The sequence below is a fragment of the Rhizobium phaseoli genome (assembly GCF_003985125.1).
Taxonomy (GTDB): Bacteria; Pseudomonadota; Alphaproteobacteria; order Rhizobiales; family Rhizobiaceae; genus Rhizobium; species Rhizobium phaseoli.
Window position 1 is genome coordinate 103,436 of the sequence record NZ_ML133569.1, and the last position, 26,549, is coordinate 129,984.

The 26,549-nt window shown below is 61.9% G+C and carries 27 protein-coding genes; 14 read left to right on the top strand and 13 right to left on the bottom strand.

The annotated features are described in order from the left end of the window. Positions 1 to 41: 41 nt before the first annotated feature. From EFD56_RS10450 to EFD56_RS10460, 3 genes are all read left to right on the top strand, one after another. Positions 42 to 596 carry an RNA 2'-phosphotransferase gene (locus EFD56_RS10450; protein WP_085742585.1) on the top strand — a complete coding sequence of 185 codons (555 nt, stop codon included), beginning with the start codon at positions 42 to 44 and terminating at the stop codon, positions 594 to 596. Beyond that, the gene (gene purQ / locus EFD56_RS10455) at positions 593 to 1,264 is read left to right on the top strand and encodes a phosphoribosylformylglycinamidine synthase subunit PurQ (RefSeq protein WP_126905197.1); all 672 of its coding nucleotides are present in this window, start codon (positions 593 to 595) and stop codon (positions 1,262 to 1,264) included. Before EFD56_RS10450 ends, purQ begins: the two co-directional genes overlap by 4 nt. An 83-nt stretch (positions 1,265 to 1,347) precedes the next feature. Further along, positions 1,348 to 1,746: a hypothetical protein gene (locus tag EFD56_RS10460; protein ID WP_085742586.1), complete on the top strand. Its 399-nt coding sequence runs from the start codon at positions 1,348 to 1,350 to the stop codon at positions 1,744 to 1,746. Between the two features lie 28 nt (positions 1,747 to 1,774). Here the strand turns inward: EFD56_RS10460 and EFD56_RS10465 are convergent, their stop codons facing one another. Beyond that, complete coding sequence (locus tag EFD56_RS10465) at positions 1,775 to 2,029, bottom strand: DUF1127 domain-containing protein (protein ID WP_085742587.1); 255 nt, start codon at positions 2,027 to 2,029, stop codon at positions 1,775 to 1,777. An 80-nt stretch (positions 2,030 to 2,109) separates the two neighbouring features. Here EFD56_RS10465 and EFD56_RS10470 point away from each other — a divergent pair, with 80 nt between their 5' ends. The 4 genes from EFD56_RS10470 to EFD56_RS10485 all read left to right on the top strand — a co-directional run bounded on the left by EFD56_RS10470 (position 2,110) and on the right by EFD56_RS10485 (position 6,885). Next, positions 2,110 to 3,528 (top strand): aminotransferase-like domain-containing protein, encoded by a 1,419-nt coding sequence (locus EFD56_RS10470; protein ID WP_085742588.1) that lies wholly within the window; start codon positions 2,110 to 2,112, stop codon positions 3,526 to 3,528. Positions 3,529 to 3,650: 122 nt separating this feature from the next. Continuing rightward, positions 3,651 to 4,229, top strand: a complete 579-nt coding sequence (locus EFD56_RS10475; protein WP_085742589.1) for an acyloxyacyl hydrolase — start codon at positions 3,651 to 3,653, stop codon at positions 4,227 to 4,229. A gap of 171 nt (positions 4,230 to 4,400) precedes the next feature. After that, entirely contained in the window at positions 4,401 to 6,632 is a 2,232-nt protein-coding gene (gene purL / locus EFD56_RS10480) for a phosphoribosylformylglycinamidine synthase subunit PurL (RefSeq protein ID WP_085742590.1), read from the top strand. Positions 6,633 to 6,651: 19 nt separating this feature from the next. Further along, positions 6,652 to 6,885 (top strand): BolA/IbaG family iron-sulfur metabolism protein, encoded by a 234-nt coding sequence (locus EFD56_RS10485; RefSeq protein ID WP_004676237.1) that lies wholly within the window; start codon positions 6,652 to 6,654, stop codon positions 6,883 to 6,885. A gap of 372 nt (positions 6,886 to 7,257) precedes the next feature. On the opposite strand, the gene EFD56_RS10490 is transcribed toward EFD56_RS10485, so the two are convergent. Next, the gene (locus tag EFD56_RS10490) at positions 7,258 to 8,475 is read right to left on the bottom strand and encodes a hypothetical protein (protein ID WP_085742591.1); all 1,218 of its coding nucleotides are present in this window, start codon (positions 8,473 to 8,475) and stop codon (positions 7,258 to 7,260) included. Between the two features lie 164 nt (positions 8,476 to 8,639). Here EFD56_RS10490 and EFD56_RS10495 point away from each other — a divergent pair, with 164 nt between their 5' ends. From EFD56_RS10495 to EFD56_RS10510, 4 genes are all read left to right on the top strand, one after another. Next, complete coding sequence (locus EFD56_RS10495; RefSeq protein WP_085742592.1) at positions 8,640 to 8,870, top strand: hypothetical protein; 231 nt, start codon at positions 8,640 to 8,642, stop codon at positions 8,868 to 8,870. Positions 8,871 to 9,099: 229 nt separating this feature from the next. Next, positions 9,100 to 9,435, top strand: a complete 336-nt coding sequence (gene grxD, locus EFD56_RS10500; protein ID WP_012483990.1) for a Grx4 family monothiol glutaredoxin — start codon at positions 9,100 to 9,102, stop codon at positions 9,433 to 9,435. 137 nt (positions 9,436 to 9,572) lie between these two features. Continuing rightward, entirely contained in the window at positions 9,573 to 10,778 is a 1,206-nt protein-coding gene (locus EFD56_RS10505) for a multidrug effflux MFS transporter (protein ID WP_085742593.1), read from the top strand. A 35-nt stretch (positions 10,779 to 10,813) separates the two neighbouring features. Further along, positions 10,814 to 12,094 carry a multidrug effflux MFS transporter gene (locus EFD56_RS10510; RefSeq protein WP_126905198.1) on the top strand — a complete coding sequence of 427 codons (1,281 nt, stop codon included), beginning with the start codon at positions 10,814 to 10,816 and terminating at the stop codon, positions 12,092 to 12,094. Between the two features lie 127 nt (positions 12,095 to 12,221). Here EFD56_RS10510 and EFD56_RS10515 read toward each other — a convergent pair whose 3' ends face one another. From EFD56_RS10515 to EFD56_RS10560, 10 genes are all read right to left on the bottom strand, one after another. Further along, positions 12,222 to 13,046, bottom strand: a complete 825-nt coding sequence (locus EFD56_RS10515; protein ID WP_085742595.1) for an inositol monophosphatase family protein — start codon at positions 13,044 to 13,046, stop codon at positions 12,222 to 12,224. A 23-nt stretch (positions 13,047 to 13,069) separates the two neighbouring features. Next, the gene (locus EFD56_RS10520; RefSeq protein WP_085742596.1) at positions 13,070 to 13,897 is read right to left on the bottom strand and encodes an inositol monophosphatase family protein; all 828 of its coding nucleotides are present in this window, start codon (positions 13,895 to 13,897) and stop codon (positions 13,070 to 13,072) included. 47 nt (positions 13,898 to 13,944) lie between these two features. Continuing rightward, positions 13,945 to 14,817 (bottom strand): tRNA 2-thiocytidine(32) synthetase TtcA, encoded by an 873-nt coding sequence (ttcA, locus tag EFD56_RS10525; RefSeq protein ID WP_085743638.1) that lies wholly within the window; start codon positions 14,815 to 14,817, stop codon positions 13,945 to 13,947. A 93-nt stretch (positions 14,818 to 14,910) separates the two neighbouring features. Further along, positions 14,911 to 15,840 (bottom strand): glutaminase, encoded by a 930-nt coding sequence (locus tag EFD56_RS10530; protein WP_085742597.1) that lies wholly within the window; start codon positions 15,838 to 15,840, stop codon positions 14,911 to 14,913. Positions 15,841 to 15,912: 72 nt separating this feature from the next. Continuing rightward, the gene (rpsD, locus tag EFD56_RS10535) at positions 15,913 to 16,530 is read right to left on the bottom strand and encodes a 30S ribosomal protein S4 (protein WP_004676212.1); all 618 of its coding nucleotides are present in this window, start codon (positions 16,528 to 16,530) and stop codon (positions 15,913 to 15,915) included. A gap of 338 nt (positions 16,531 to 16,868) precedes the next feature. Next, positions 16,869 to 18,380: a helicase HerA domain-containing protein gene (locus EFD56_RS10540; RefSeq protein ID WP_085742598.1), complete on the bottom strand. Its 1,512-nt coding sequence runs from the start codon at positions 18,378 to 18,380 to the stop codon at positions 16,869 to 16,871. Positions 18,381 to 18,506: 126 nt separating this feature from the next. After that, positions 18,507 to 19,307: a glutamate racemase gene (murI, locus tag EFD56_RS10545; RefSeq protein ID WP_046977152.1), complete on the bottom strand. Its 801-nt coding sequence runs from the start codon at positions 19,305 to 19,307 to the stop codon at positions 18,507 to 18,509. Next, positions 19,288 to 20,118 carry an RNA methyltransferase gene (locus EFD56_RS10550; protein WP_085742599.1) on the bottom strand — a complete coding sequence of 277 codons (831 nt, stop codon included), beginning with the start codon at positions 20,116 to 20,118 and terminating at the stop codon, positions 19,288 to 19,290. The genes murI and EFD56_RS10550 overlap by 20 nt, the downstream gene beginning before the upstream one ends. Positions 20,119 to 20,122: 4 nt before the next feature. After that, a complete protein-coding gene (locus tag EFD56_RS10555) occupies positions 20,123 to 22,162 on the bottom strand; it encodes an FUSC family protein (RefSeq protein ID WP_184337047.1) in 2,040 nt (679 codons plus the stop codon). A 96-nt stretch (positions 22,163 to 22,258) separates the two neighbouring features. Then, a complete protein-coding gene (locus tag EFD56_RS10560; protein ID WP_085742601.1) occupies positions 22,259 to 22,786 on the bottom strand; it encodes a hypothetical protein in 528 nt (175 codons plus the stop codon). A 300-nt stretch (positions 22,787 to 23,086) separates the two neighbouring features. Between EFD56_RS10560 and EFD56_RS10565 the strand changes: the two genes are divergently transcribed. The 3 genes from EFD56_RS10565 (at position 23,087) to EFD56_RS10575 (ending at position 25,526) form a co-directional block, all read left to right on the top strand. Then, positions 23,087 to 24,298, top strand: a complete 1,212-nt coding sequence (locus tag EFD56_RS10565) for an NADP-dependent isocitrate dehydrogenase (protein ID WP_004676199.1) — start codon at positions 23,087 to 23,089, stop codon at positions 24,296 to 24,298. Between the two features lie 69 nt (positions 24,299 to 24,367). Further along, positions 24,368 to 24,814 carry a GNAT family N-acetyltransferase gene (locus EFD56_RS10570; protein WP_004676198.1) on the top strand — a complete coding sequence of 149 codons (447 nt, stop codon included), beginning with the start codon at positions 24,368 to 24,370 and terminating at the stop codon, positions 24,812 to 24,814. Between the two features lie 85 nt (positions 24,815 to 24,899). Further along, positions 24,900 to 25,526 carry a glutathione S-transferase family protein gene (locus EFD56_RS10575; protein WP_010003180.1) on the top strand — a complete coding sequence of 209 codons (627 nt, stop codon included), beginning with the start codon at positions 24,900 to 24,902 and terminating at the stop codon, positions 25,524 to 25,526. Positions 25,527 to 25,598: 72 nt separating this feature from the next. Here the strand turns inward: EFD56_RS10575 and EFD56_RS10580 are convergent, their stop codons facing one another. Beyond that, positions 25,599 to 26,450 (bottom strand): AraC family transcriptional regulator, encoded by an 852-nt coding sequence (locus EFD56_RS10580; protein ID WP_010003181.1) that lies wholly within the window; start codon positions 26,448 to 26,450, stop codon positions 25,599 to 25,601. Between the last annotated feature and the right edge of the window lie 99 nt (positions 26,451 to 26,549).

Consider the following 26,549-nt stretch of genomic DNA (forward strand, 5'->3'; position numbering starts at 1 on the left):
ATCGCAGCCCGTCGTCCGGCGGACTTTGAGGATTTGGCGTCATGACGCAGGCAAAGCTGGAGACGGAAGTCTCGAAATATATGAGCTATGTTTTGCGTCATGCGCCTGAAGCCGCCGGTTTGACGCTTGATGCCGAGGGCTGGGTGTCGTTCGATGAACTCGAAAAAGCGCTGACGTCGAAATATGACGTTTCCCGCGCCGATATTATCGCGGTCATCGAAAACAATCCGAAGAAGCGCTTCACCCTTGCCGACAACAGAATTCGCGCCAATCAGGGTCATAGCGTCGACGTCGATCTCGCATTGAACCCGTTGGAACCGCCTGCCACTCTTTTTCACGGCACGTCTTTGGTGAACTGGCCGTCGATCGAGCGTGAAGGCTTGCAGAAGATGCAGCGGCATCACGTTCATCTCTCAGCGGATGTCGAAACCGCGAAAATCGTCGCAATGCGCCGCAAGGGTGAATATCTCATCCTGCGTGTGGATGCGGCCCGCATGTTTTCAGAGGGTCATTCTTTCTTTGTCTCCGACAATGGAGTATGGCTCGCCGAAAGCGTTCCAGTTCAATATCTTTCGCCAGACACGGGGACCCCATGAAATCAGCCGTCGTTCAACTTCCGGGCCTCAACCGCGACCGCGACATGATCGCCGCCTTGACCAAGATTTCGGGAAAACCGCCGGTGACGATCTGGCAGACGGAAACCGAGATCCCCGATGTCGACCTGATCGTCATCCCCGGCGGCTTCTCCTATGGCGATTACCTGCGCTGCGGCGCGATTGCCGCCCGCATGCCGGTCATGCAGGCGATCGTCGACAAGGCGGCCAAGGGCGTGAAAGTGCTCGGCGTCTGCAACGGCTTCCAGATCCTCGTCGAAGCCGGCCTGCTGCCGGGCGCGTTGATGCGCAATGCGTCGCTGAAATTCGTCTGCCGCGAGATCAAGCTTGAAGTCGTCAATGCCGAGACGGATTTCACCCGCGCTTATGCGCAGGGCCAGGTCATCCGCAGCCCGGTCGCCCATCATGACGGCAATTATTTCGCAGACGAAGCAACGCTGGCCAAGATCGAAGGCAATGGCCAAGTCGTCTTCCGTTATGCCGAGGGCACCAACCCCAACGGCTCGCTCAACGATATCGCCGCCGTCATGAACGAAAAGGGCAACGTGCTCGGCATGATGCCGCATCCGGAAAACCTGATCGAAGCCGCCCATGGCGGTTCGGACGGCCGCGGCCTCTTCGACTCGGCGCTCGACGTCATCGCCGCCTGAGCCCGTCCTCAATGCATGCCGCCCGCAGGCCTCTGCGGGCAATGGCATGCGAAAGACCGTCATCCGGATCATTGGAGCAGATCATGCGCCCTCGCCTCTCCGTCGCAAACGCCGCCCTGCTGACCGCTCTTGCAGCTGTCGTTGCCGGCTGCCAATCGCCGGCACCCGCAGCAGGTCCGAACCGCGCTGCGCTGCCGACCATGGAACGCGTTGCACTCGGCGCCAATGCCTGCTGGTTCAAGTCGAACGATCCGGCCTTTGCGGCCTATAAGCTCGCCCCGGAGCTCAATTCTTTCTCCGGCCGGCCGCGCATCCTGCTCGTCCATAAGGGGAGCCCCGAAAGCCGGCCGCTGCTCGTCGTGCAGGCCGAGGGCAGCCCGGCCCATCTGCAGGCTTTTGGTCCAATGATGCAGGAACCGGTTGCCGGCCGCATTACCGCCGACGTCAATCGCTGGTCGGGCGGCAGCAATGGCTGCAACTGATAGTTGTCGTTAGGTTCGACAAACGGAATCAATCCCAGAAAAACGACTTGCCGACCTCGCGGGCCGCATCGGACTGCGACAGCCCGATATCCTTGAGTTCGCTCGCCGTCAGGCCTCGCAACGCGCGCCGACCTTCCCGCTTCTGGTGCCACAAAAGAATTGCGGCCCAGATCCGCTTCAAAGGCGTCGCCTCGGCGGGCGCGTCGGGGACAATGATCTGCCTCCTGTCCTCATAAGAGACAATCGGTACAATTGGCATTTTGATCTCAGGCAAGGCAGACATTCCAGGAATCCTCTCGGTTGTCCGTTGTAATTGACTCTTAATCTTGACAGGGACAATGTGACAATATACGAATTGTCACCATGACAAATTGGCTTCCCGATCTCTCCCGCGGCTCAGGACCGGTCTATCTCCGCCTTGCCGACAGCATTGAATCCGCCATATCCAGCGGTGCCCTGCCCGCTGGCAGCAAATTGCCGCCGCAGCGCAACCTCGCCTATGATATCGGCGTGACGATCGGCACGATCGGCCGGGCCTATGCACTGGTGCATGAACGTGGTCTCGTTGCCGGCGAAGTCGGGCGCGGCACCTATGTGCTGAACCGTTCCGAATCGCCGCCCGGCGAACAGATCGATCCGCTGACGATCTCGCTCGGCGGCACCCGTCTCCAGGATGCGCCCGCCGACAAGATCCGTTTTGACACCACCGCTGCGCCGGATCTTGGCCAGGGCAAGATCATTGCGGGCATCCTCGCGGAGATCGGCGAGCAGCATCTCTCCGAAATCTCCTCCTATTCCCGAAGCTTCCCGAAGAACTGGTTCGAGGCCGGACGCCGCTGGCTGGCCCGAAGCGGCTGGACGCCGGAGGCCGAAAACATCGTGCCGACGCTCGGAGCCCATGCCGCGGCGATATCAGTCATCGCCGCCGTCTCGGCGCCCGGCGACAAGATCGTCTTCGAAAATCTCAGCTACACGCAGGTTAGCCGCAGCGCCCGCCTTCTCGGCCGCCGCACGGTCACCGTCGATTTCGACGACCAAGGCGTGCTTCCCGACGATTTCGAACGGCTCTGCCAGCAGCAGCATCCGAAACTCGCCTTCCTGATGCCGACCGTTCACAATCCGACTGTGACAATCATGCCCTATGAGCGCCGCGCGGCAATTGCGGCAATCGCCAGAAAACACGGCGTCTGGCTGATCGAGGACGACCTCTACGGCGGCATGGCCGCCGATGATACGCCGCTGATCGCCTCGCTTGCACCCGATCGCACCTTTCTGGTCAGCGGCCTGTCGAAATCTGTCGCCGCCGGCGTGCGTGGCGGCTGGGTCGCGTGCCCGCCGCATTTCGCGCAGCGGATCAGGGTAACGCACCGGATGATTACCGGTGGCCTGCCCTTCATCCTGGCGGAGACCTGCGCACGCCTCGTCGAAAGCGGCATGGCGCACGAGATTCGCAAACAGAGCGTCGAGGAACTCTCGCGGCGTGTCCGGATCGCCCGCGAGCAGTTGCGAGGCTTCGAGTTCGAATCGCACCTGCACGCGCCCTTCCTCTGGCTGAAATTGCCGGAGCCGTGGATGTCCGGCACCTTCAAGAACGCCGCCTTCCGGGACGGCGTGCTCGTCGATGATGAGGACGAGTTCAAGGCGGCGCGCGGCGACAAATCCTATCATCGCGTTCGCGTCGGTTTCTCCTCGCCGAAGACAGGGCAGGAACTGATCTCCGGACTGATGATCCTGCGCCGACTCCTGGAAAATGGCGGCTCCGCCTACGACGGCGAAATATGACCTGTTGCAAATACACGTCATAGTTCCAAAAAAACATTAGCGCGGAACGGCAATGCTTTACCGGCCGGACCTCCATGCTACCTCTTGGTTATCCCGCAAGTGAGGGAATCAAAGGACAGCAGATGAAGATCGACTTCGGCAAAGTCGCTCTGCGCTTCTTGGGTACAGCGTCGGCGGCAGCGGTAGTTGGCTTTTTTGCCATGACCGGCTCCGCAAGTGCAGGTGAACAAATATTCGACGAACTGCGCTTCGGCGTTTCGGCCTCGGTACAATCGGGGCACTCCAGGGAAAATGGCGTCTTTCCCGAAGTTACCGCCCTCTTCGATCCCTTCGGCTATGATGAAACGGTCGGTTGGCAACAATTGCTGCGTCCCCGTGTCCATCTCGGCACCTCGATCGGCACATCGGGGGAAGCCACCCAATTCTTCACCGGTTTCACCTGGACCGTCGATTTCAACGACAAGCTCTTTGCCGAAGCCGGTTTCGGCGGCGTCGTTCACACCGGCGATCTTGATGACGATGATGACGGCCCGGAACTCGGCTGCCGCGTCCTCTTCCACGAATATGCCGGTGCCGGCTACCGTTTCACCCCGCATTGGAACATCATGGCCCAGATTGCCCACTCCTCGCATGCCAATCTCTGCGACGGCCCGAACGACGGCATGACGCGCGCCGGCCTGCAGATCGGCTACAAGTTCTGATCGATTGTCCTTTTTGCTGGAAAAGTCTGGCCGCCCCGTGAACTGCCCCCGAAGTTGGGTGTTCAACTTTCGGGGGTCAGTTCACTGTGTTTGACGGCGGGCATTTTCCTGTCGCGCATCGCCGCGACATAAGCTAAAGACAGCGCAAAACGCGCCAGGGACCTTCCGCTCATGACCATTCCAAACACCATCCCGATCACGCCGGAACTCATCGCGGGCCATGGCCTGAAGCCGGACGAGTACCAGCGCATCCTGGATCTGATCGGCCGCGAACCGACTTTCACCGAGCTTGGCATCTTCTCGGCCATGTGGAACGAGCATTGCTCCTACAAATCCTCGAAGAAATGGCTGCGCACGCTGCCGACCAAGGGGCCGCGCGTCATCCAGGGGCCCGGCGAAAATGCCGGCGTGGTCGATATCGATGACGGCGATTGCGTCGTCTTCAAGATGGAGAGCCACAACCACCCCTCCTATATCGAGCCTTACCAAGGGGCCGCGACCGGCGTCGGCGGCATTCTGCGCGACGTCTTCACCATGGGCGCGCGCCCGATCGCGGCGATGAACGCGCTGCGCTTCGGCGAACCGGATCATCCCAAGACCCGCCATCTCGTTTCCGGCGTCGTCTCCGGCGTCGGCGGCTACGGCAATTCCTTCGGCGTGCCGACGGTCGGCGGCGAAGTCGAGTTCGATGCGCGCTACAACGGCAACATCCTCGTCAACGCCTTTGCTGCCGGCATCGCCAAATCCAACGCCATCTTCCTGTCCGAGGCCAAGGGCGTCGGTCTGCCGGTGGTCTATCTCGGCGCCAAGACCGGCCGCGACGGTGTCGGCGGCGCGACGATGGCCTCGGCCGAGTTCGACGAATCGATCGAGGAAAAGCGCCCGACCGTTCAGGTCGGCGACCCCTTCACCGAAAAGTGCCTGCTCGAAGCCTGCCTCGAACTGATGCAGACCGGCGCCGTCATCGCCATCCAGGACATGGGGGCTGCCGGCCTCACCTGCTCGGCCGTCGAAATGGGCGCCAAGGGCGATCTCGGCATCCTGCTCGAGCTCGACAAGGTGCCGGTGCGCGAAGAGCGGATGACCGCCTATGAGATGATGCTGTCGGAAAGCCAGGAGCGCATGCTCATGGTGCTGCAGCCGGAGAAGGAAGAGCAAGCCAAGGCGATCTTCGTCAAATGGGGTCTCGATTTCGCCATCGTCGGCAAGACGACCGACGACCTGCGCTTCCGCGTCGTGCATCAGGGCGAAGAAGTCGCCAACCTGCCGATCAAGGATCTCGGCGACCAGGCGCCGGAATACGATCGCCCCTGGCGCGAATCCGGTAAGCCCGCGCCCCTGCCCGCCAATCTCGTCGCCGCACCTAAGAATTACGGCCAGGCGCTGCTGCAGCTCGTCGGCTCGGCCAACCAGTCGAGCCGCCGCTGGGTCTATGAGCAATATGACACGCTGATCCAGGGCAATTCGCTGCAGCTTCCGGGCGGCGACGCCGGCGTCGTGCGCGTCGACGGCCATAAGAGCAAGGCGCTCGCCTTCTCCTCCGACGTGACGCCGCGTTATGTCGAGGCCGACCCCTTCGAGGGCGGCAAGCAGGCGGTCGCGGAATGCTGGCGCAACATCACCGCAACGGGCGCCGAGCCGCTCGCCGCCACCGACAATCTCAACTTCGGCAATCCCGAAAAGCCCGAGATCATGGGCCAGTTCGTTCAGGCGGTGAAGGGCATCGGCGAGGCTTGCCGGGCGCTCGACTTCCCGATCGTCTCAGGCAACGTCTCGCTTTACAATGAGACCAACGGCGTCGCCATCCTGCCGACGCCGACGATCGCCGGCGTCGGCCTGTTGCCGGACTGGCGCAAGATGGCCCGCATCGGCAGCGCCAATGACGGCGACAAGGTGATCATGATTGGCCTCGACGGCAGCCATCTCGGCCAGTCCGTCTATCTCAGGGATGTGCTCGCCAGCCGCGAGGGCCCCGCCCCCGAAGTGGATCTCTTCGCCGAGCGCCGCAACGGCGATTTTGTCCGCTCCGTCATCCGCAACGACCAGGCAACCGCCTGCCATGACATTTCTTCGGGCGGCCTTGCCGTCGCGCTGGCTGAAATGGCCATGGCATCCGGCAAGGGGCTGACGATCGATCTCGGCGAATGCAAGGGTGCGCCGCATGCGCTGCTCTTCGGCGAGGATCAGGCGCGTTATGTGCTGACGGTGCCGGCCGATGTGGCGGATTTCGTCTGCGTCAATGCCGAAGGCGCCGGCGTTCCCTTCCGCCGCCTCGGCACGGTCGGTGGAGATGCACTCGTCGTCGGCGATCTCATTACGCTGCCGATTCAGCAATTGCGCGATACCCATGAATCGTGGTTCCCTGATTTCATGGAAGGCCGCGGCGAACTCGCCGCGGAATAATGCGCAAGGAGTAACGATCATGGCCATGAAACCCGGCGATATAGAAGACATGATCAAGGCTGGGATTCCCGGTGCCAAGGTGACGATCCGCGATCTGGCGGGCGACGGCGATCATTACGCCGCCGAAGTTGTCGCCGAAGCCTTCCGCGGCAAGAGCCGCGTGCAGCAGCACCAGATGGTCTACGAGGCGCTCAAGGGCAATATGGGTGGCGTATTGCACGCACTCGCGCTGCAGACCTCAGCGCCGGATTGACATTGAAGCAGGCCGCCGCCATCCCCTCTGCTCCTCGTTCCTGTGACAAGCACAGGTGGTAAGGGAGGGCGAATTAGCTGCCGGGATATAGCATCTGCTGTGTACACCGGGGGCGAGTTGGCGAGAACGCCAACCACACCCTCCGTCATCCCAGGCCTTGAGCCTGGGATCCATGCGACTGCTGCTGACGGATGCGGTGTGGATGCTCGGCTCAAGGCCGAGCATGACGGAGGCTGGGGTCGGGCCGTGGTGGTGAGCACCCATTGATCCCGACGCCCTGGCGGGCTGGAATTAAGTCAAGCCCCGAAAAGAACCCACCAACGAACTCGATCTAGACGCTATACGTCCATCGCTATCGAGGTACTCGGGCCTTCAAGCCGGCAACCTGTCCTGCTCCGGATCGGCAAACACCGAAGCCGTCAGCGGCCCCGATGTCATCAGCGTGAAGTCGAAGGGCGCTTGCAAATCCGGCCCCAATACATATTGCCGATGGACGCGCAGCTGATCCTTGCGGATCTTGCGGTAATGTTCGCGTGTCAGCATCTGTTTGACGCGGATCAGGAGCATTTTCGCCGGGGGCGCGTCCGCGTGACCGCAGACGGCGACAACCGGTACCTTGTAGAAATTGATCGAATCCGTCAGGCACTGCACGTCGAGCCACGAAATCTCCCGACAGCGGGCAATCAAGCCGACGCGGGCGCGCAGCAGGCTCGCCGACGACAGCAGCGCGCATTGCAGGATGGCGCTGCCGAGTGAGGCAAACACTACGCGCTTGCCCTTGAAGATCTCCGGCTCCCTTTCCAGCAATATGCCGATGACATGGGCGGCAACGCTCGAGCCCATGCTGTGCGAGGAAATCACATATTCATCCGCCTCTTCGTCAAGCGCCTTGCGCACGGCGCTGGCCCGCTCTTCCAGCCAGTCGTTGAAATCGGCCCGGTGCATGCGGCCGAGCGCCACCGCCATTGCCCAATCGGCAAAGAGATGCAGCGTGTGGAAGCGTTCGGAAAACGGCAGGAATGCGAAGATGAAGAAGCAGAGCGCCAGCGGCCCGCTCCAGAGCATGTGCCAGGGCGATAAACCGAGACTATAGGGGGCGACGGCGATCTGCGCCGTCAGCGCGATCGCCAACGCTGTCAGCAGGAACGGAAAGACGAAAAACAGGCCGAAGCGCCAGGCATGACGGAAATATCCCCGCATGCCGCCTTCGAGCATGATCTGGGCGCAGCTGCGAAAACCTGCAACGATCTGGCTCAGTGTATTGCCGCTGCGCAGCCTGCGCACGAACATGTCGTGATCGACCATGTAGATCCGGCTCTTCGTCTGCCACTTGGCAGGAATAGGCCCTGCCCCGGGCGCCATCTCGGCCGCCCCGGGAGCGGCTCCACCTGCCCCAGGCGCCGCGCCGCTGGTTGTAACCTCGAACCTAAGAGGATCGCTGCCGGCGTCCGGCGTCCCGATTTCGAGCGAATAACCCCAAACGGCGGAACTCTGCCTGGCTGAACGCTCGTAGCGCGCCCGATGGGCAACGCCGTCAAGCGGCTCGAAGCCCGGAAAATGCAGGACGACCCGCTTTTTTATCAATCTCATTCGGCTCTTTCGGCCGGGCGACTGGCCGGCATGTTGATACGATCCGGCTGCTGTGCCGCCGATCTCGGCGAAAAAGCAGGTATGGTCTCGAAGGCGTCTTGCTAACCGAAGTCATCAGGAATTCAATAGCAGCCATGTCATTTCCATCGTGAAGGGAGGGGTTTGTGGCCGATCTTGTCAAAGAATTGATATCAGGCGTGGTCGACAGCGTGTTGAAGGAAATCCTGAAGAAAACCACCGGCCGCATCACGACGAAGCGCCGGCGGCGCAAGACACGCCCCGCCCCGACAACGGCTGCCGCCCGAAAGGCGACCTCCGCCAAGCGCAAACCTGCCCGCAAACAGGTCAGCAAGCGACGCACAGCAGCCGGTCGCAGCCGCCAGCGCCGCAGCTGAGGTCTGACGCGATGTTATCCGCGCCGAGCGCGGTCCCTCGCATCAAATCGACCGAATGCAGGCTCATCTGGCCCGACAACCGTAACGTGATAGCCACATCGCCGAAGTGGTCTGACCAGATTGGTCTTTTTTTGGTTCAGGCGTCTGGAATTCCTGCTGTCACATGCTATCTAAGGACAACGATTGAAACGGTGGGCCTTTAACCCGCCCGTTGAAAGGATCAGGTCCCATGAGCGGCATTCACGAATTCATCGACAACGAAATCAAGAACAACGACGTCGTCCTCTTCATGAAGGGCACGCCGCAGTTTCCGCAGTGCGGTTTCTCCGGCCAGGTCGTGCAGATTCTCGATTATATCGGCGTCGACTACAAGGGCATCAACGTGCTCGCCGATTCGGAGATCCGCCAGGGCATCAAGGATTATTCCAACTGGCCGACGATCCCGCAGCTTTACGTAAAGGGCGAGTTCATCGGCGGCTGCGACATCGTCCGGGAAATGTTCCAGGCCGGTGAGCTGCAGCAGCATCTCCAGGAAAACGGCGTCACCGTTCGCGGCGCCGCCTGACCGGTCACCGGACGTCCGCCCGGTTTCCAAATCTGTTTCTTGAGTTCGAGGCGCTGCAGCCAGCAGCGCCTTGACCTGTTTATGGGAATTTCATTGTGACAGATTCCTCACAAGCCGTGTCCGCGGGCCGCCTGCCCATGGGCAAGCGTGAATTCATCGCGCTCGCCGCCTTCCTGATGGCCGTCAACTCCTTGGCGATCGATATCATGCTGCCGGCGCTGCAGCAGATCGGGGCGAGCCTCGGCGTCGAGAGCGAAAATCATCGGCAATTCGTCGTCTCCACCTATCTGCTCGGTTTCGGCTGCGCTCAGCTGTTCTACGGACCGCTCTCCGACCGTTTCGGCCGCCGCACGCCGCTGTTGATCGGTCTCGTCATCTACATCCTATCCGCCATCAGCATCGTTTTCGTCCCCTCCTTTGCGGGATTGCTCGCCCTGCGCTTCCTGCAGGGCGTTGGTTCGGCCGCAACCCGCGTCATCACCGTCTCGATTGTCCGCGATATCTATGGCGGCCGGCAGATGGCCGAGGTCATGTCGCTGATCATGATGGTCTTCATGATCGTGCCGGTGATCGCGCCCGGCACCGGCCAGGTCGTCATGTTCTTCGGCAACTGGCACCTGATCTTCCTCTTCATCGCCGCCATGGCGACCGCTATTGCGATCTGGGCTTACATCCGCCTGCCTGAAACCCTGCATCCACAGAATGTCCGCCCCTTCACCGCCCGTTCGATCTTCGGCGCCTTCAAGCTGGTGCTGACCAATCGCGTCGCGCTCTGCTACACCATCGCCAGCACGTTCATCTTCGGTGCGCTGTTCGGCTTCATCAATTCCGCTCAGCAGGTCTATGTCGGCATTTACGGTCTCGGCGTCTATTTCCCCGTCGCCTTCGCCGGCGTTGCGATCTTTATGTCGCTGTCGTCCTTCTTCAATTCTCGCTTCGTCGGCAAGCTCGGCATGCGTCGCCTGTCGCACGGTTCGCTCCTCGGCTTCATCGCCATCAACACCATCTGGCTCATCGTCCAGATGACGAGTTCGGAGCCGATGCCTTTCGCGCTGTTCATCACCTTCTTCGGTCTGGCCATGTTTCAGTTCGGCTGGATCGGCTCGAACTTCAACTCGCTCGCCATGGAGCCGCTCGGCCATGTTGCCGGCACCGCCTCCTCCGTCCTCGGCTTCATGAGCACGGTCGGCGGCGCCATGATCGGCGCCGGCATCGGCCAGGCCTTCGACGGCACTGCCCTGCCGATGGTCGCCGGCTATTTTACGGTCTCGATCGTCGGGTTGGTCTTTGTGCTGATTGCCGAGAAGGGCCGCCTCTTCCAGCAGCACAATTCGGCCGTTTGAAACGCCGACCTCATCCGCATCCAGGATATCTCCACATGACGCCGCCGCATAAACCGCACCAGGAAAACCAGGGCTCCCGACGCATCGGCATGGGCTTCGGCGAATTCGTCGTCACCATTGCCATCATGACGGCCAGCATCGCCATGGCGATCGACAGCATGCTGCCGGCCTTGCCGAATATCGGCCGCTCCCTCGGCGTCACCAACACCAACGACGCCCAGCTCATCATCGGCGTCTTCTTTCTCGGCTTCGGCGTTTCGCAGATATTCTTCGGCAGCCTTTCCGACACGTTCGGCCGCCGCAACATCCTGCTCGGCGGCCTCGTCTGCTATGTTGTCGGCATGTTTGCCGCTGCCGCCACCGGCAGCTTCGAAATGCTGCTCCTCATGCGCTTCGTGCAGGGCGTCGGCGGTGCGGCGGTGCGCATCACTACCATGGCGATCGTCCGCGACTGCTTCGGCGGCCGCGAAATGGCCCGCGTCATGTCCTATGTCATGATCGTCTTCATGATCGTGCCGATCGTCGCACCATCGGTGGGCCAACTCATCATCCTCTATTCCAATTGGCACTGGATCTTCATCCTGCTCGGCGCCGTCGCCACCATCCTCTTCGTCTGGGCACTTCTGCGGCTGAAGGAATCGCTGCCGCCGGAAGAACGCCTGCCGCTGTCGGTCAGCTCGGTTACGGACGGCTTCAAGACCGTGCTCACCAACCGCATAACCTGCGGCTATATGATCGGCCTCACAATGTTCACCGGCGTCATCAGCGCTTATGTGATTTCTGTTCAGCAGGTTTTCGGCGAGGTCTATGGTCTTGGCGACTGGCTGCCGATCGCTTTTGCCGCCACCGCCGGCGGCATTGCGGTGGCGAATTTCGCCAATGGCTTCTTCGTCCGCAAATTCGGCATGCGCCGCATTTCGCATGCCGCGCTGCTGATCTTCACGGCACTGTCGGCAATCGGATTTTTCATTGCCCTGGCCGGCAAAGCGGATTTCGCCACAGCCTATGGCATCTTCACCATCGTGCTGATGATGTTTGCCGTGATCGCCACCAATTTCACCGCCATCAGCCTTGAGCCGATGGGCAATCTCGCCGGGACGGCGACTGCCATCACCGGCTTCGTCTCGACGACGGCAGGCGCCATCCTCGGCGGCCTGGTCGGCCAGATGTTCAACGGCACGGTACAGCCTCTCTTCGGCGGCTTCGCGTTCTTCGGCATAGTGACGATCGCAGCCACCCTCTGGGCCGAGAACGGCAAGCTCTTCACCCACCCGGGCGACAGCCCGCAGTTGGATCCGGGCGCTGCCCACTTCTAATATTGAAAACTACGGTCCCGCGCACGAGAAAAGGTGCGACGGCAAAGAGAGCCCTCATGGTGAGGAGGCCCAAAGGGCCGTCTCGAACCACGAGGGCGGGCACGAAGGCCCCCAAGCGGATCTGCCTTCAGACCGTGACGACCTCACGGCGCAGCAGCTCCCACGAGGCCTTGTCGGGTGCAACCAGCAACCCGCCGTCGAGATGGTACGGCAGATAGGAAGAACCGTCGAAACGGGCGGCATGGGCGCCCGCCTCCTGCGAGACTAGCGTGCCGGCCAGATGATCCCAGGGCATCAGCTTGTTGTACATGAGGTAGTGCACGTGGCCGCCTGCAAGGGTGCGGTATTCATGGGCCGCGCAGCGATAGTTGGTGAGGAAGCGCACCTTGGCAAGATTGCCGAGAATCTCGGCCCGCTTCTCCTGCGGCAGGTAGCCGGTGGAAGCCATGCCGACCATCTGGTCGAGCGCGACAGGCTCGGCCGCGCGCAGCCGCCGCGCTTCGCCATCCGGCCGCCGCAGCCAGGCGCCGCCCCCCTTTTCCGCCATCACCCAATCGTCGCCCATCGGATCGTAAATGATGCCGGCAATCGTCTCTCCGCCTGAAATGACGGAGGCCATGACGCCGAAGGCCGGGATGCCGGCGGCGAAATTGAACGTGCCGTCGACCGGATCGACGACGATGGCGAGATCGGCGTCGGCCAGCCGGCCAAGCAGCGCCGGCTCGGCTGCGACCGTTTCTTCGCCGACAAACAGCGCGCCCGGCCAAAGCCGCTCGGATTCCGCCTTGATCATCCGCTCGGCCTGCTCGTCGGCCTCGGTGACGAGATCAGTCGCCTCGCTTTTGGCGCGCACCTCATGCCGGCCAAGCCGGCGGAAACGCGGCAGAATCTCCGCCTTCGCCGCCCGGCGCAAGAGATCGGCTAGAGCGGTCACGTCGACAGTCGCAGTCATGTCAAATCCTTTCGCGTGTCAAATCAGATGCCGATGATCTCGCGGCGGATCAGCTGCCAGCTGTCCCTGTCGGGCGCTGAGATGATGCCGCCCGTCGTCTCGCCGGGGAGATAGGGCGTGCCGTCGAATTTCGCCGTATGGCCGCCGGCCTCCTGATGTGCAAGCACGCCGGCCAGGTGATCCCAGGGCATCAGCTTCGCATGGCCGATGAAATGCAGCTTGCCGGAGGCGACCATCCAATATTCATAGGCCGAGCAGTTGAAGGCGAAGGTCATCCTGATCTTGGCCAGGTTGGAGCAGATGCGCGAGCGATCCGGGTCGTCCATATGGCCCCAGGAGATGCCGCCGACCATCTGGTTCAGGGCGGCCGGCTCCGCCACCTGGAGCCTGCTCGATTGGCCGTCCTGTCGCGTCAGGAAGGCGCCCGCTCCCTTGATCGCCGTCACCGTATCGCCAAGGACTGGATCATGAATGATGCCGGCGACCGTCTCACCCCTGACGGTGACCGCCATCATCGTCCCGAAGACGGGAAGCCCGGCGGCGAAATTGAAGGTGCCATCGACAGGATCGATGACGAAGGCGAGCTCGGCATCGGCAAGTGCCGGAACGACGGACCGATCGGCGTCATAGGCCTCCTCGCCGACGACGAGGGCTGCGGGAAATCGCTCTTTCAGCGCCGCGGTAATTCTATGTTCGGCGAGCAGATCCGCCTGCGTCACCACGTCGATTGCCGAGGTCTTTTCCGAAACATCGGCAGCGCCGAGATTGCGGAAACGCGGCATGATTTCGGCGCGTGCCGCCCGCCTGACGCTATCGCCAAGAAAGAGAATATCCTTATCTGAAATGCTCATGCGAAATCCTGTCCTTCATGCAACGACCAGCCTCCCGCAGCCGGCTTTCACGAAGGGTCGGCGACTGTCAAGCCGGAAAAGTCGAAGAGCTTCGGATCGAGCAGATGCGAGGGATTAACATGCGCGAGCGCCCGCAGCATCGTGTCCTTGCGCCCCGGCATCCGCCGCTCGATATCGGCGAGCATGTCCTTCATCGCATTGCGCTGCAGCCCCTCCTGCGAGCCGCAGAGATCGCAGGGGATGATCGGAAACTGCATGGCGCCGGCGAACTTGGCGAGGTCCTCTTCGGCCGCATAGGCAAGCGGCCGCAGCACCATCAGGTCGCCCTCGTCGTTCAGAAGTTTCGCCGGCATCGAGGCGAGCCGCCCGCCATGGAAGAAATTCATGAAAAAGGTTTCGAGAATATCCTCGCGGTGGTGGCCGAGCACCAGCGCATCGCAACCTTCCTCCCGGGCGATGCGGTAGAGATTGCCGCGCCGCAGCCGCGAACAGAGCGAGCAATAGGTCGCCCCTTCCGGCACCTTCTCCTTCACGATCGAATACGTGTCCCGATATTCAATCCGGTGCCGGACGCCGATCCTCGTCAGATAATCCGGCAGCACGTGCTTCGGAAAGTTCGGCTGCCCCTGGTCGAGATTGCAGGCGATGAGTTCGACCGGCAGCAGCCCGCGCCATTGGAGATCGAGCAGCAGCGCCAGCAGCCCGTAGGAATCTTTGCCGCCGGAAAGGCCGATCAGCCAACGCTTCTGACCTTTCAGCATATCGAAATCGTCGAAGGCCTGACGCACCTGTCTGAGCAGCCGCTTGCGCAGCTTGTTGAAGGAGACCGAACGCGGCGCGTCGGCAAACAGCGCATGGCCGATCTCATCCCCTGATACAACGGGCCCCAGATCCTCCACGATGTTGGCTGCGATATTCATGATCTCGTCCAATCGAAGATTGCAGGCTTGAATTGCCTGCCCGTCTCGTCTTATCAAGCTGGCTTTAGCAGAAAGTCGCCCGGCAACACAGCATCAATCACCGAACACCGACCAGCCGGTGCGCGCCGCCAGCATCTCCAGCGCCACGGCGCCGAGCTGCGAATTGCCGACCTTGTTCAGCCCGGGCGACCAGACCGCGATCGAGGCAATGCCCGGTGCAACCGCGAAGATGCCGCCGCCGACACCGCTCTTGCCGGGCAGACCGACATGATAGGCGAAGTCGCCCGAGCCGTCGTAATGGCCGCAGGTCAGCATCAGCGCATTGATGCGCCGCGCCCGCTTCGGCGACACCACGGAATGACCGGTCATCGGATTGCTGCCGCGCGCTGCCAGGAACAGCCCGGCGCGGGCCAGCTGCTCGCAGCTCATCGACAGGGCGCATTGATGGAAATAGACGCCGAGTACGTGATCGACGGGATGGTCGAGATTGCGGTAGGCGCGCATGAAGTTGGCGAGCGCGACATTGCGGTATCCCGTCTGCGTTTCCGAGCGCGCCACTTTGTCGTCGATGGTGATCGATTCGTCATCGGCGAGATAACGCACGAAGCGCAGCAGTTCACCGATCGCCTCGCGCGGTGCATGGCCGGCCATGACGACGTCGGTGACGGCTATCGCGCCGGCATTGATGAAGGGATTGCGCGGGATGCCGCTTTCGTGCTCGAGCTGGACAATGGAATTGAAGGCCGATCCCGACGGCTCGCGCCCGACGCGCTTCCATAGACCTTCGCCGACCTTGCCGAGCGCCAAGGTCAGCATGAAGACCTTGGAGATGCTCTGGATCGAGAAGGCGATATCGGCATCGCCGACACGATAGACCTTGCCGTCGACGGTGACGATTGCCATGCCGAACTGCCGCGGATCGACCTTGGCGAGCTCGGGAATGTAGTCGGCGACCTTGCCCTCGCCGACCCGGGGCAGGATATGGGTATAGATACTGTCGAGGATCGCCTGCAGATCCGCCATCGCTTCTCTCCGGATAACAAAAAAGCCGCCCGAAAGAGCGGCTTTTCCATAAGCGAAAACGCCTGGTGCTTATTAACGCGAATAGAATTCGACGACCAGATGCGGTTCCATGACGACCGGGAACGGAACGTCGCTGAGCGTCGGGACGCGGCCGAAAGTAGCGACCATCTTGTTGTGATCGACTTCGATATAATCCGGAACGTCGCGCTCTGCGAGGCTGACGGCTTCCAGAACGGTCACCAGCTGCTTCGACTTCTCGCGAACTTCGATGACGTCGCCGGCCTTGCAGCGGTACGAACCGATGTTGACGCGGACGCCGTTGACGGTGACGTGGCCATGGTTGACGAACTGACGGGCAGCAAAGACCGTCGGTACGAACTTGGCGCGATAGACGATCGCATCCAGGCGGGACTCCAGAAGACCGATCAGGTTTTCCGAGGTGTCGCCCTTGCGGCGGTCGGCTTCGGCGAAGATCGCGCGGAACTGCTTTTCGCGCAGGTCACCGTAGTAGCCCTTGAGCTTCTGCTTGGCGCGCAGTTGCACACCGAAGTCCGAAAGCTTGCCCTTGCGGCGCTGGCCGTGCTGGCCCGGGCCGTATTCGCGGCGGTTCACCGGGGACTTCGGACGGCCCCAGATGTTTTCGCCCATGCGGCGGTCAATTTTGTACTTGGACGATTCGCGCTTGCTCATCGTATTTCCTTTCAAAGGTTTATGCCGGTTTGTTGCCAAACCGCGCAAAGGAAACACGCCCTCCTCTGATCTCTTCCGAGATCTGACAGGATGTTTCGGTTACGCGAACAGAAACGATCCACGGGACATGTCAAATGAAACACCGGACATTGCTGCCCGGTGCTTGGCGCGGTCTTTAGAGGCCCGTCATGAAAATGTCAACTGCGCAAGAGCATGATGCCGAAAAGTGTAGGGGGTTTTCGGACGACATCATGCTCTAACTTTTTAATTGAGAACAGGATTCAGATTTTAGGCCGAGCGGGTCTAAAATCATCCTGTTCTAGAGCCCGAAAGCGCCACTATTCCGCAGCCAGCGGCTGATCGCCTGTATCCGGCGCATTGGCGTCACCCGGTGCGGTCTGGCAATTCATGTCGGGGAAAGCCACGATACGCTTGCCGGAGAAATCCGTGTGCACGACGACGACCCCCTGCTCCTCGAAATAGCCGAGCAGGCGGCGGGCGCGCCGCGCCGAATGGGTCCCATAGGCGCGGGCGATGCGCGCGTCCGACGGGCACGGTTCGCCGCAGACAGCGGCCTTGGCGAGCATCAGGAACACACCCTGCAGATCATCGGTGACGCCTGACGACAGCGACAGCGCCGTCGTCCACTCATCGCTCGCCGCCGTCGCGGCATCGACGCCGGAACGGGAGATCGCCACGCGCCGGCGGAAATCCGGCAGAGCGATCGGCGGTCCCGGCACGCGGCGCATGCGCAGCCGCACGAGAAAATCCTGGTAGAGCACGGCATCGGTGCGGAAGGCGGAGGTGGGATCGTCGAGTATTTCGGCAAGCACGCCGGCCAGGCGTTCCTCCCGCTCCTCGGCGGAGATTTCCGACTGGCTCGCCCTCGCCTCGACCGGTGCAGGCGACGCCGCCGGCGTCGAGCGTGAGAGCTCCGCCAGGATATCGGTGGTCGGCCGCGGCGCCGGCGGCGCGCGGCGCACCAGCGGACGCTGAAACTCTTCCGGATCGGGCGTGAAGATCAGGTCCTCGACATCCTGCGGCGCATCCGGCAGCGGCATCAGCTTCGGGCTGGAAGAGCGCGCCGAGGTTTCCACTGCGCCGATCTGGATCGGCAGTGGCCGGCGCGACAGCGCCGGGCCGAGTGCGACGAAATTGCCGCGCTTCAGATCGCGGAACATCTCCGCCTGGCGCCGGTCCATCCCAAGCAGGTCGGCGGCGCGCGCCATGTCGATATCGAGGAAGGTGCGGCCCATCAGGAAATTCGAGGCCTCGGCCGCGACGTTCTTGGCGAGTTTGGCAAGCCGCTGCGTGGCAATGACGCCGGCAAGGCCGCGCTTACGGCCGCGGCACATCAGGTTGGTCATCGCCCCGAGCGACATCTTGCGCGCATCTTCCGAGACATCGCCGCCGACGGACGGCGCAAACATCTGCGCTTCATCGACGACGACAAGAACGGGATACCAGTATTCGCGGTCGGCATCGAACATGCCGTTGAGGAAGGCGGCAGCGGCGCGCATCTGCTGCTCGATGTCGAGGCCTTCCAGCGTCAGCACGCAGGACACGCGATGCTGGCGGATACGGTTGGCGATGCCCGCCAGCTCTGCCTCGGTACGCTCGCCATCAACGACGATATGACCGAACCTGTCGCTGAGCGTGACGAAATCACCTTCGGGATCGATGATGACCTGCTGCACCCATTGCGCGGATTGCTCGAGCAGACGGCGCAACAGATGCGACTTGCCCGATCCGGAATTGCCCTGCACCAGCAGACGGGTCGCCAGCAGCTCCTCGATATCGAGCGTCGCCGGGCTGCCGGACGCCAATCCCATATCGATGCCAACTTGCAATACCGATCCTCGCGACGAAAAGACTCACATGAACGAAGCGCCATTCTTCCGAAACGGCAACGCCCCGTCTATCAAAGAATCTGCTGATTTTCAGGGCTGATTTCGCCAACCCACAGGACAATTCCCTCAAGCTCTCAAGCCGAATCCCTGCATCAGCCGCCGCGTCGCGAAATCCTGCTGGCCCGAGGTAAACACGGCGAAGTCGAAATTGTCGGGATGCACGGCATCGGCAACCAATGGAACCAGCGTGCGGGCGCGCCGCGCGATGGCTTCGGCCGGATCAAGCCAGTCGACCGGCCACGGAGCAATCCGCCGGAAAAGATTGGCCATGAAAGGATAATGGGTGCACGCCAACACGACGATATCCGTCTTCTGGTCGTCCTTCTCGACGAAACACTGGTCGATTTCCGCAAGCACCGCGTCGTCGGACACGGTGTCGCCGCGAATATAGGCTTCCGCCATGCGCGCCAGGTTCTCCGAGCCGACGAGGCGGACATGGCATTGCTGCGCGAAGGACTGGATGAGATCTCGCGTATAGGCCCGCTTCACCGTGCCCGGGGTTGCGAGCACCGAGACGAGGCCGGAGCGCGTGCGCTCAGCTGCCGGCTTGATCGCCGGCACGGTGCCGACGAAGGTCATCTGAGGAAAGGCGGCGCGCAGATCGGCGCCGACCAGGGTGAAAGCGGTGTTGCAGGCGATGATGCAGACTTCGGGATCATAGTCCGTCAGCAGCTTGCCAAAGAGCCCGATAATCCGCTCCTTCAGCGCCTGTTCCTCCCAGCCGCCATAGGGAAAGCCGGCATCGTCAGCGACGTATATGAAGCCGCGCTCCGGCATCAGCACGCGCGCCTCGCGCAGTACGGTCAGCCCGCCAATGCCGGAATCGAAGAGGAGGATGGGTTTCAGCTCATTCGTCGGCGCTGTCATCGGTGGGCGCATCCTTGCCGGATCGGGTGAAACCGCCTTTGCGCGGACTGTTGCGCGTAAAGCGGTCGAGGGAAGAGATGACGCCGCGCAGCACACTGATTTCCTGTTCCGTGAATGCCCGGCGGGAGAGGACTGCGCGCAGGTTGTCGACCATTTTCGGCTTTTTCGAGGGCGGATGAAAATAGTTGCGCGAATCGAGCGCCTCTTCCAGCTGGTCGAACAGGCCGAAGAGCTGCTCCTTGGTGGACGGGCGCTGCTCGAGCGCCTGGAACGGCACGGCTTCAATATCCTCCATGCCCGATTTCATCCACTCATAGGACATGAGCAGCACGGCCTGGGCAATGTTGAGCGAGGCGAAGGCGGGATTGACAGGGAAGGTGACGATCTCGTCGGCAAGCGCCACTTCCTCATTGGTCAGGCCCCAGCGCTCGCGGCCGAAGAGGATACCAGTCGCCTCACCTCCCCGGAATTTCGTGCGCAGCGTCTCGGCAGCAAAGACCGGCGAGCGCACCGGCTTATAATTGTCACGGCTGCGCGCCGTCGTCGCATAGACGAAATTGAGGTCGGCGATCGCCTGCTCCAGCGTGTCATAGACCCTCGTGCCCGCGATCACGTGGTCGGCCTTCGAGGCTGCGGCCTGCGCCTTCTCATTCGGCCAGCCGTCGCGTGGATTGACGAGGCGAAGATCGACAAGGCCGAAATTCGCCATGGCGCGCGCTACCATGCCGATATTCTCGCCCATCTGCGGCTCGACCAGAATGATAACCGGCCCTTCGGCCAGAAGTTGACGCTCGCTGTTCGTGCCTGCCATGGTCTTATCCTTGTTTTGAGCGCGCAATAGACTCGCCCGGCGCAAACGGCAAGACGTCGGCCTGCGGATAGAGCCTTTCCAGCGCCGAACCGATCATTTCGAGTCCCAGCCTGGCGCCCTCGCGCGACAGCGGCAGGTGTCGTCCTGTCGTCCGCGATGCCTTGCGCTTGATCAGGAAGCAGCTGGAGCCGCGCGGGGCGGCATCGTCGATCAGCGCGAGATCGGCCGCGATCAGCCTGTTCAGATTGTCGTCGGCGGCCGGCGCTTGATAACTCTTCGCAAGGATACGCGCCCAGTAGGTGCAGGACAGGAAGATCGCCAACGTCTGGCGAATCTGGCCGGGCCGCGTCACCACCGACCAGGAAGAACCGAGTGGTCGCGCCGCCACCGTTACATCACGGTAGCAAGCATCGATCTTCTGCGACAGCGCCATCAGTTCCAAACCGCTCTTGCCATAGCCGAGGGCGCCAAGCAGATCGCGCAGCGCCAGGAACCAGCGGGCAAGCGCGGAATCGAGTGCACCGCGCGTGCGTGTGGGAAAGACGATGAAGGCGACCGCCGTTCCGGCCGCCGCCCCGATCATGGTCTCCCCGATGCGCAGCTTCAGAAGATCGAGGGTCAGCACGCCCGTCATACCGTAGACCAGACAGAGCACGATCGAGATGAAGAAGGTCATGGTCGCATAGGAAACCTGCAGAAAATAGAAAGCGAGGAAGATGCAGACGGCGGCAACCGGGATGGCGATATCAGGCTCACCTGAAATCAGCGTTGCCAGCACAAGGCCGATCGCAATCCCGAACACGGTCCCGAGCGAGCGCGACAGCGCCCTCATCGCGGTGTCGCCGCGCGAATTGGTGTTGGTGAAGACGAGGAAGGAAGCAAGCACCGCCCAGAACCAGCGTTCGCGCGACAAGAGCAGTCCGAAGCTCATGGCGATCGCCGACGCGATGGTGATCTGCAGCGCCGCGCGCAGCAGAGGATTGGCAAGCGAAAAGTCGATCGCCTGGGATTGCGCCATATCCTTGATCGCATCGATCTCGGAGAAACCGGAGGCCTGCCCCTCGCCGATCGCCTGCGTCAACTGCTGCCGCGCCTCCCCGAGCCAGAGAAGGGCCCGCACGGTTTCGCCCTGTGGCTGATCCCTGATGGTCTCGGCCATCCCCTCAAATCTGGCGAGTTCAGCCTCATCCGCCTCGATGACGGCATGGATGAGCGCAAAAGGCGGCGGGCTCTGGAAGCTCAGCACGATCGCGCTCTCGGCGGCAAGATGGGCGTCGAAGAGCCGGACCGCCAGTTCGGCGGCGGGATCGGCGGCCCCATCGAAGACGCCGGTCGGCGGGCGCGGGATAAAGGTCTCCGCCATCAGCACCACCTCCTTCAGCCGGTCTTCCAACTGACGCAGCTCCTGCCGGTCGGCGTCGCCGATCTCGGCGGCGCCGGCGATGGCGGCGAGCTTGAAGAGGATCTGATTGATCCGGCCCCTGACGCTTTCCAGCGAACGCAGCAGGTCGCGCCGCCAATCGTCTGGCAGCAACACCGCCCTCACCAGATGGCCGACAAGCACCGCGACGACGGGGCCGATCGTCACTTCAGGCAGTTCGCCAAGCGGCGGCCGGAAATAAGCGCCCATGAAATAGGAGGTGAAGGCGAACATGCCGATGGCAAAACCGCGCGGCCCGAACACACGACCTGCCGAGGCGAGTGCGATCACCGCCAGGAAGACGAGATCGGAGAGAAAGCGGCGATCCTCGAGCCCCGCCGCGATGCCGACGACGGCAAGGCTTGCCACACAGCCAAGGAGCCGCGTCACCAACTGGCGGGAATTGCCCTTGTCGCGCACCGCCACTCCGCCTTCGATCGACAGCACGATGCCGAGGCCGAAGGCCGCGGTCGGCAACGGCAGGATGAACATGTCGATGGCAAGAAGGACCAAAAAGGAGAAAACGATCGTCAGCGTCACCCGCAGCGCCATGCGCAAGCGCGAGAGCGCCGGATCGTTGGCAAGCAGCCAGTCGCGAGCCTGAAAGCCGGAAGACAAATGCAAAACCCCTCATGCCGCGGAAGGATCGACAAATAGTGCCATGCCTGGCGAAAGCGAACCGTCCGGGATCGAATCCCGATGGTCCCGAATGTCGCGCGCCTATTGGCCCTTGGCAATCAGCGCCATCGTCGCCTTTAGGGAATCGCGGGCCTGCGTTTCGATATTCTCGGTGACGATATCGTCGATCACTGCCTGGCCGGCCTCCTCGACCACCTCGAAGCGAACGGTCGTGTAGTCCTTGGCGTCAGGCGCCTCCGAGCAGGCGGATTTCTTGAAGCGCACCGTAACCTCGGTCGTCCCGTTGACCGGGGCCGCCGCCGCCATCGTCAGATCCTCCAGCGGGCATGCGTCCTGGCCGTTGACGATGACGTCGTAATCGAAGGGCGATATGCCGTCGTCATCGACGGCAGGAAATTGCGCGGCCGCCTGGTATCTGGCGACGAAGTCCTTGCTGTAGAGATGGTCGAGCCGGCTCGCATCGAAAATGTCGGTCCAGTCGCTGTTGTTGTCGGCCCAGTTGCGCTTGGTCGCGTCCATGATCTCCCTCACGGGAGCAGTGGCATCAGCCGCATGGGCAGCGCCTGAAAAGGCGATAAGGCTTGCGATAACAACGGCGATTGTCTTCATGGTCGAATGTTCCGGGCGGGCAAATCAAGGCGGACACAGAGCATGATGCCGAAAAGTGTGAGCGGTTTTCGGACAACATCATGCTCTAACTCTTTAATTTAGAACAGGATTCAGATTTCAGGCCGATCCGGCCTAAAATCATCCTGTTCTAGCCAGATTTCAGCGCTTGGCAATGGCGGCAAAAACGCATTGGGAAGCCCGTTGCAGCTTTGCGTTCCCAGTTCACAATGCTATAGCGCTCCTCATCACGTCACCCACCCGGGACGTTTGTCCCCCTTCAAGCTCGAACGAGGCAGATACATGAACAAGATCAAGGTCGCCAATCCCGTCGCCGATCTCGACGGCGATGAAATGACGCGCATCATCTGGCAGCTCATCAAGGATAAGCTGATCCATCCGTATCTCGACCTCGACATCGACTACTACGACCTCTCGGTCGAAAACCGCGACGCCACCAACGACCAGGTGACCGTCGACGCCGCCAACGCCATCAAGAAGTACGGCGTCGGCATCAAGTGCGCGACGATCACGCCGGATGAAGCCCGCGTCAAGGAATTCAACCTCAAGGAAATGTGGAAGAGCCCGAACGGCACGATCCGCAACATCCTCGGCGGCGTCATCTTCCGCGAGCCGATCATCTGCCGCAACGTTCCGCGCCTCGTTCCCGGCTGGACGCAGCCGATCGTCGTCGGCCGTCATGCTTTCGGCGACCAGTACCGCGCCACCGACTTCAAATTCCCCGGTAAGGGCAAGCTGACGATCAAGTTCGTCGGCGAAGACGGCACCGTCATCGAGAAGGAAGTCTTCAACGCGCCGGGCGCCGGCGTTGCAATGGCCATGTACAACCTCGACGAGTCGATCCGCGAATTCGCCCGCGCCTCGATGATGTACGGCCTGATGCGCAAGTGGCCGGTATACCTGTCGACCAAGAACACCATCCTCAAGGCCTATGACGGCCGCTTCAAGGACATCTTCGAGGAAGTCTACGAGACCGAATTCAAGGATCAGTTCAAGGAAGCCGGCATCACCTACGAACACCGCCTGATCGACGACATGGTCGCCTCGGCGCTCAAGTGGTCGGGCGGCTACGTCTGGGCCTGCAAGAACTATGACGGCGACGTCCAGTCCGATACCGTTGCCCAGGGCTTCGGCTCGCTCGGCCTGATGACCTCGGTTCTGCTGACCCCGGATGGCAAGACGGTCGAAGCGGAAGCCGCCCACGGCACCGTCACCCGCCACTACCGCCAGCACCAGAAGGGCCAGGAAACTTCGACGAACTCGATCGCCTCGATCTTCGCCTGGACCCGTGGCCTCGCCCATCGCGCCAAGCTCGACGACAATGCCGCCCTTGCGAAGTTCGCTTCGACGCTGGAAAAGGTCTGCGTCGACACCGTCGAATCCGGCTTCATGACCAAGGATCTGGCGCTGTTGATCGGCCCTGATCAGCCGTGGCTCTCGACCACCGCCTTCCTCGACAAGATCGACCAGAACCTGCAGAAGGCCATGGCGTAAGCCAGCCCTTCCGGATAGCATTGAAACGGCGGGGATTTCCCCGCCGTTTTTATTTTAGGAGAACAGCAGATGACGGCCATCCTGCGACCGCTTGAACCCTCCGACCGCGCCGCCTGGGAACCCCTGTGGGAAGCGTACCAGCGCTTCTACGAAGTGGTCATCCCGCCCGAAACCACGGATCTGACCTGGGCCCGCTTCCACGATCCCGACGAACCGATGCATGCGCTCGGCGCCTTCGGCGAAGACGGCAGTCTCGTCGGCATCGTCCATGCCATCTTCCACCGCTCCTGCTGGCTGCCGCAATGGACCTGCTATCTGCAGGATCTTTATGTCGAAAACAGCCAGCGCGGCCTCGGCACCGGTGCCGCCCTGATCGATGCGGTCGCCGATCTGGCGCGCGCCAACGGCGCAGGCAGGCTCTACTGGATGACGCACGAAACGAATGCCACGGCGCGGCGGCTTTACGACAAGATCGCCGACCGCTCAGGCTTCATCCAGTATCGCAAAGCTCTCTGAAGATCGCCCTTGCACAAAGGCCTCGCCGCGCTATTGATTCCGGCGACAGCAATGCCTGAGATAACGGCAACAGCAGGAGGATGTCTTGACCGAAGAATTGGTATTCTACACAAACCCCATGTCACGCGGCCGCATTGCGCGCTGGATGCTGGAGGAAATCGGTCAACCCTATCGCACCGAACTCATGACCTTCGGCGAAACCATGAAGGCGCCCGAATATCTCTCGGTCAATCCGATGGGCAAGGTGCCGGCGATCCGCCACGGCACCACCGTGGTCACCGAATGCGCGGCAATCTGCGCCTACCTCGCCGAGACCTTCCCGGAAAAGGGGCTGGCCCCCGAACCGGAAGAGCGCGCCGCCTATTACCGCTGGATGTTCTTTGCCGCCGGCCCGTTGGAATCGGCGGTGACGATGAAGGCACTCGGCTTCGAAATTCCCGCGGAGCGCCTGCGCATGGCCGGCTGCGGCAGTTTCGGCGACGTCATGAACACGCTTGAAAAGGCTGTGTCCGGCTCGACCTACCTCGCCGGCGAACGCTTCACTGCCGCCGACGTCTATGTCGGTTCCCATATCGGCTGGGGGCTCGCGTTCGGCAGCATCGAGAAACGCCAGGCCTTCGTCGATTATTTCGGCCGCATCAGCGAGCGTCCGGCCGGCAAGCGCGCCAAAGCCCTGGACGACGAGGCCGGCGAGAGGATGCAGGCCGCCTGAGCGTTTGATAACGACATGCGTAAACAAAGAGCTATGGAGGACGCGGCATCTCAGCCGCGTCCCCGGACGATGTCAGACAAGCGGCATGTGGATTTCCGTCAGAAGCTCGGTTGGCGGCACTTCGCGCGGGTTGTTGAGATATTCCTCGAACATGACGCTGTCCTTCAACTGCCGCCCTGATTTGGGCAGCCATTCCGCATAGAGCCACTGATAGGCCTTGTGCATGTCGGCATAGGGGCCTTTGTGGCGCAGCACGGCATAGTCGCCGCCGTCGATCCTGCGCCGCTCGAACGGCGCTTCCGCCGAAACCTCGGCGGAGCCGGTCACACAAGCGATCGAGCGCAGCTGTTCGGCCGGCACGATATCGGGATCGTCGAGATAGAGACCGATCATCCGCATGTCCGGCCTGGCGAGGCCGCGGGCGTAAAGCGTGCCGAACAATGTCTCGAAGGCTTTGCCGATCTGCATATAGGGACCGCGATGGGCAACACCGATCAGCTCGGTCGGCGCGATCTCGCGTATGGTAACGTCGAACATGGCTTTGGTCTTTCCGTCAGGTGAGGGTTGGAAGGCGGCGTGGCTTCCCTCTTTCCGGTAGCGGGCCGGCGGCATGCCGTAGACCGACTTGAAGATGCGATTGAAGGATTGGAAATTGGGATAGCCTGATCGCTTCGCAATCTCACTGACGGCAAGCTCCGTGCGGACGATCTCGCCCGCCGCCCGATGCAGCCTGAGCCGCTTGACGGTAGCCGCCAGCGTCTCGCCATAGATCGCCCGGTAGATCCTGTGCCAGTGATAGCTCGACAGGCAGGCAATGCCGGCCAGGCGCTCCATATCCAGCTCCTCGTCGAGGTGGTCGTGAATATAGGCCGAAACCCGCCGCAGACGGGTTTCATAAAGCGCCCATGCCGTTTCGCCGTTCATGTCAAAGCCTTACGCAAATCGATCGACTGGAGAGAACCATATCCAGATTTGACAAATCCTGCTGACTTGAACCCGCGGCGAATCCCTCATAGACCGGAA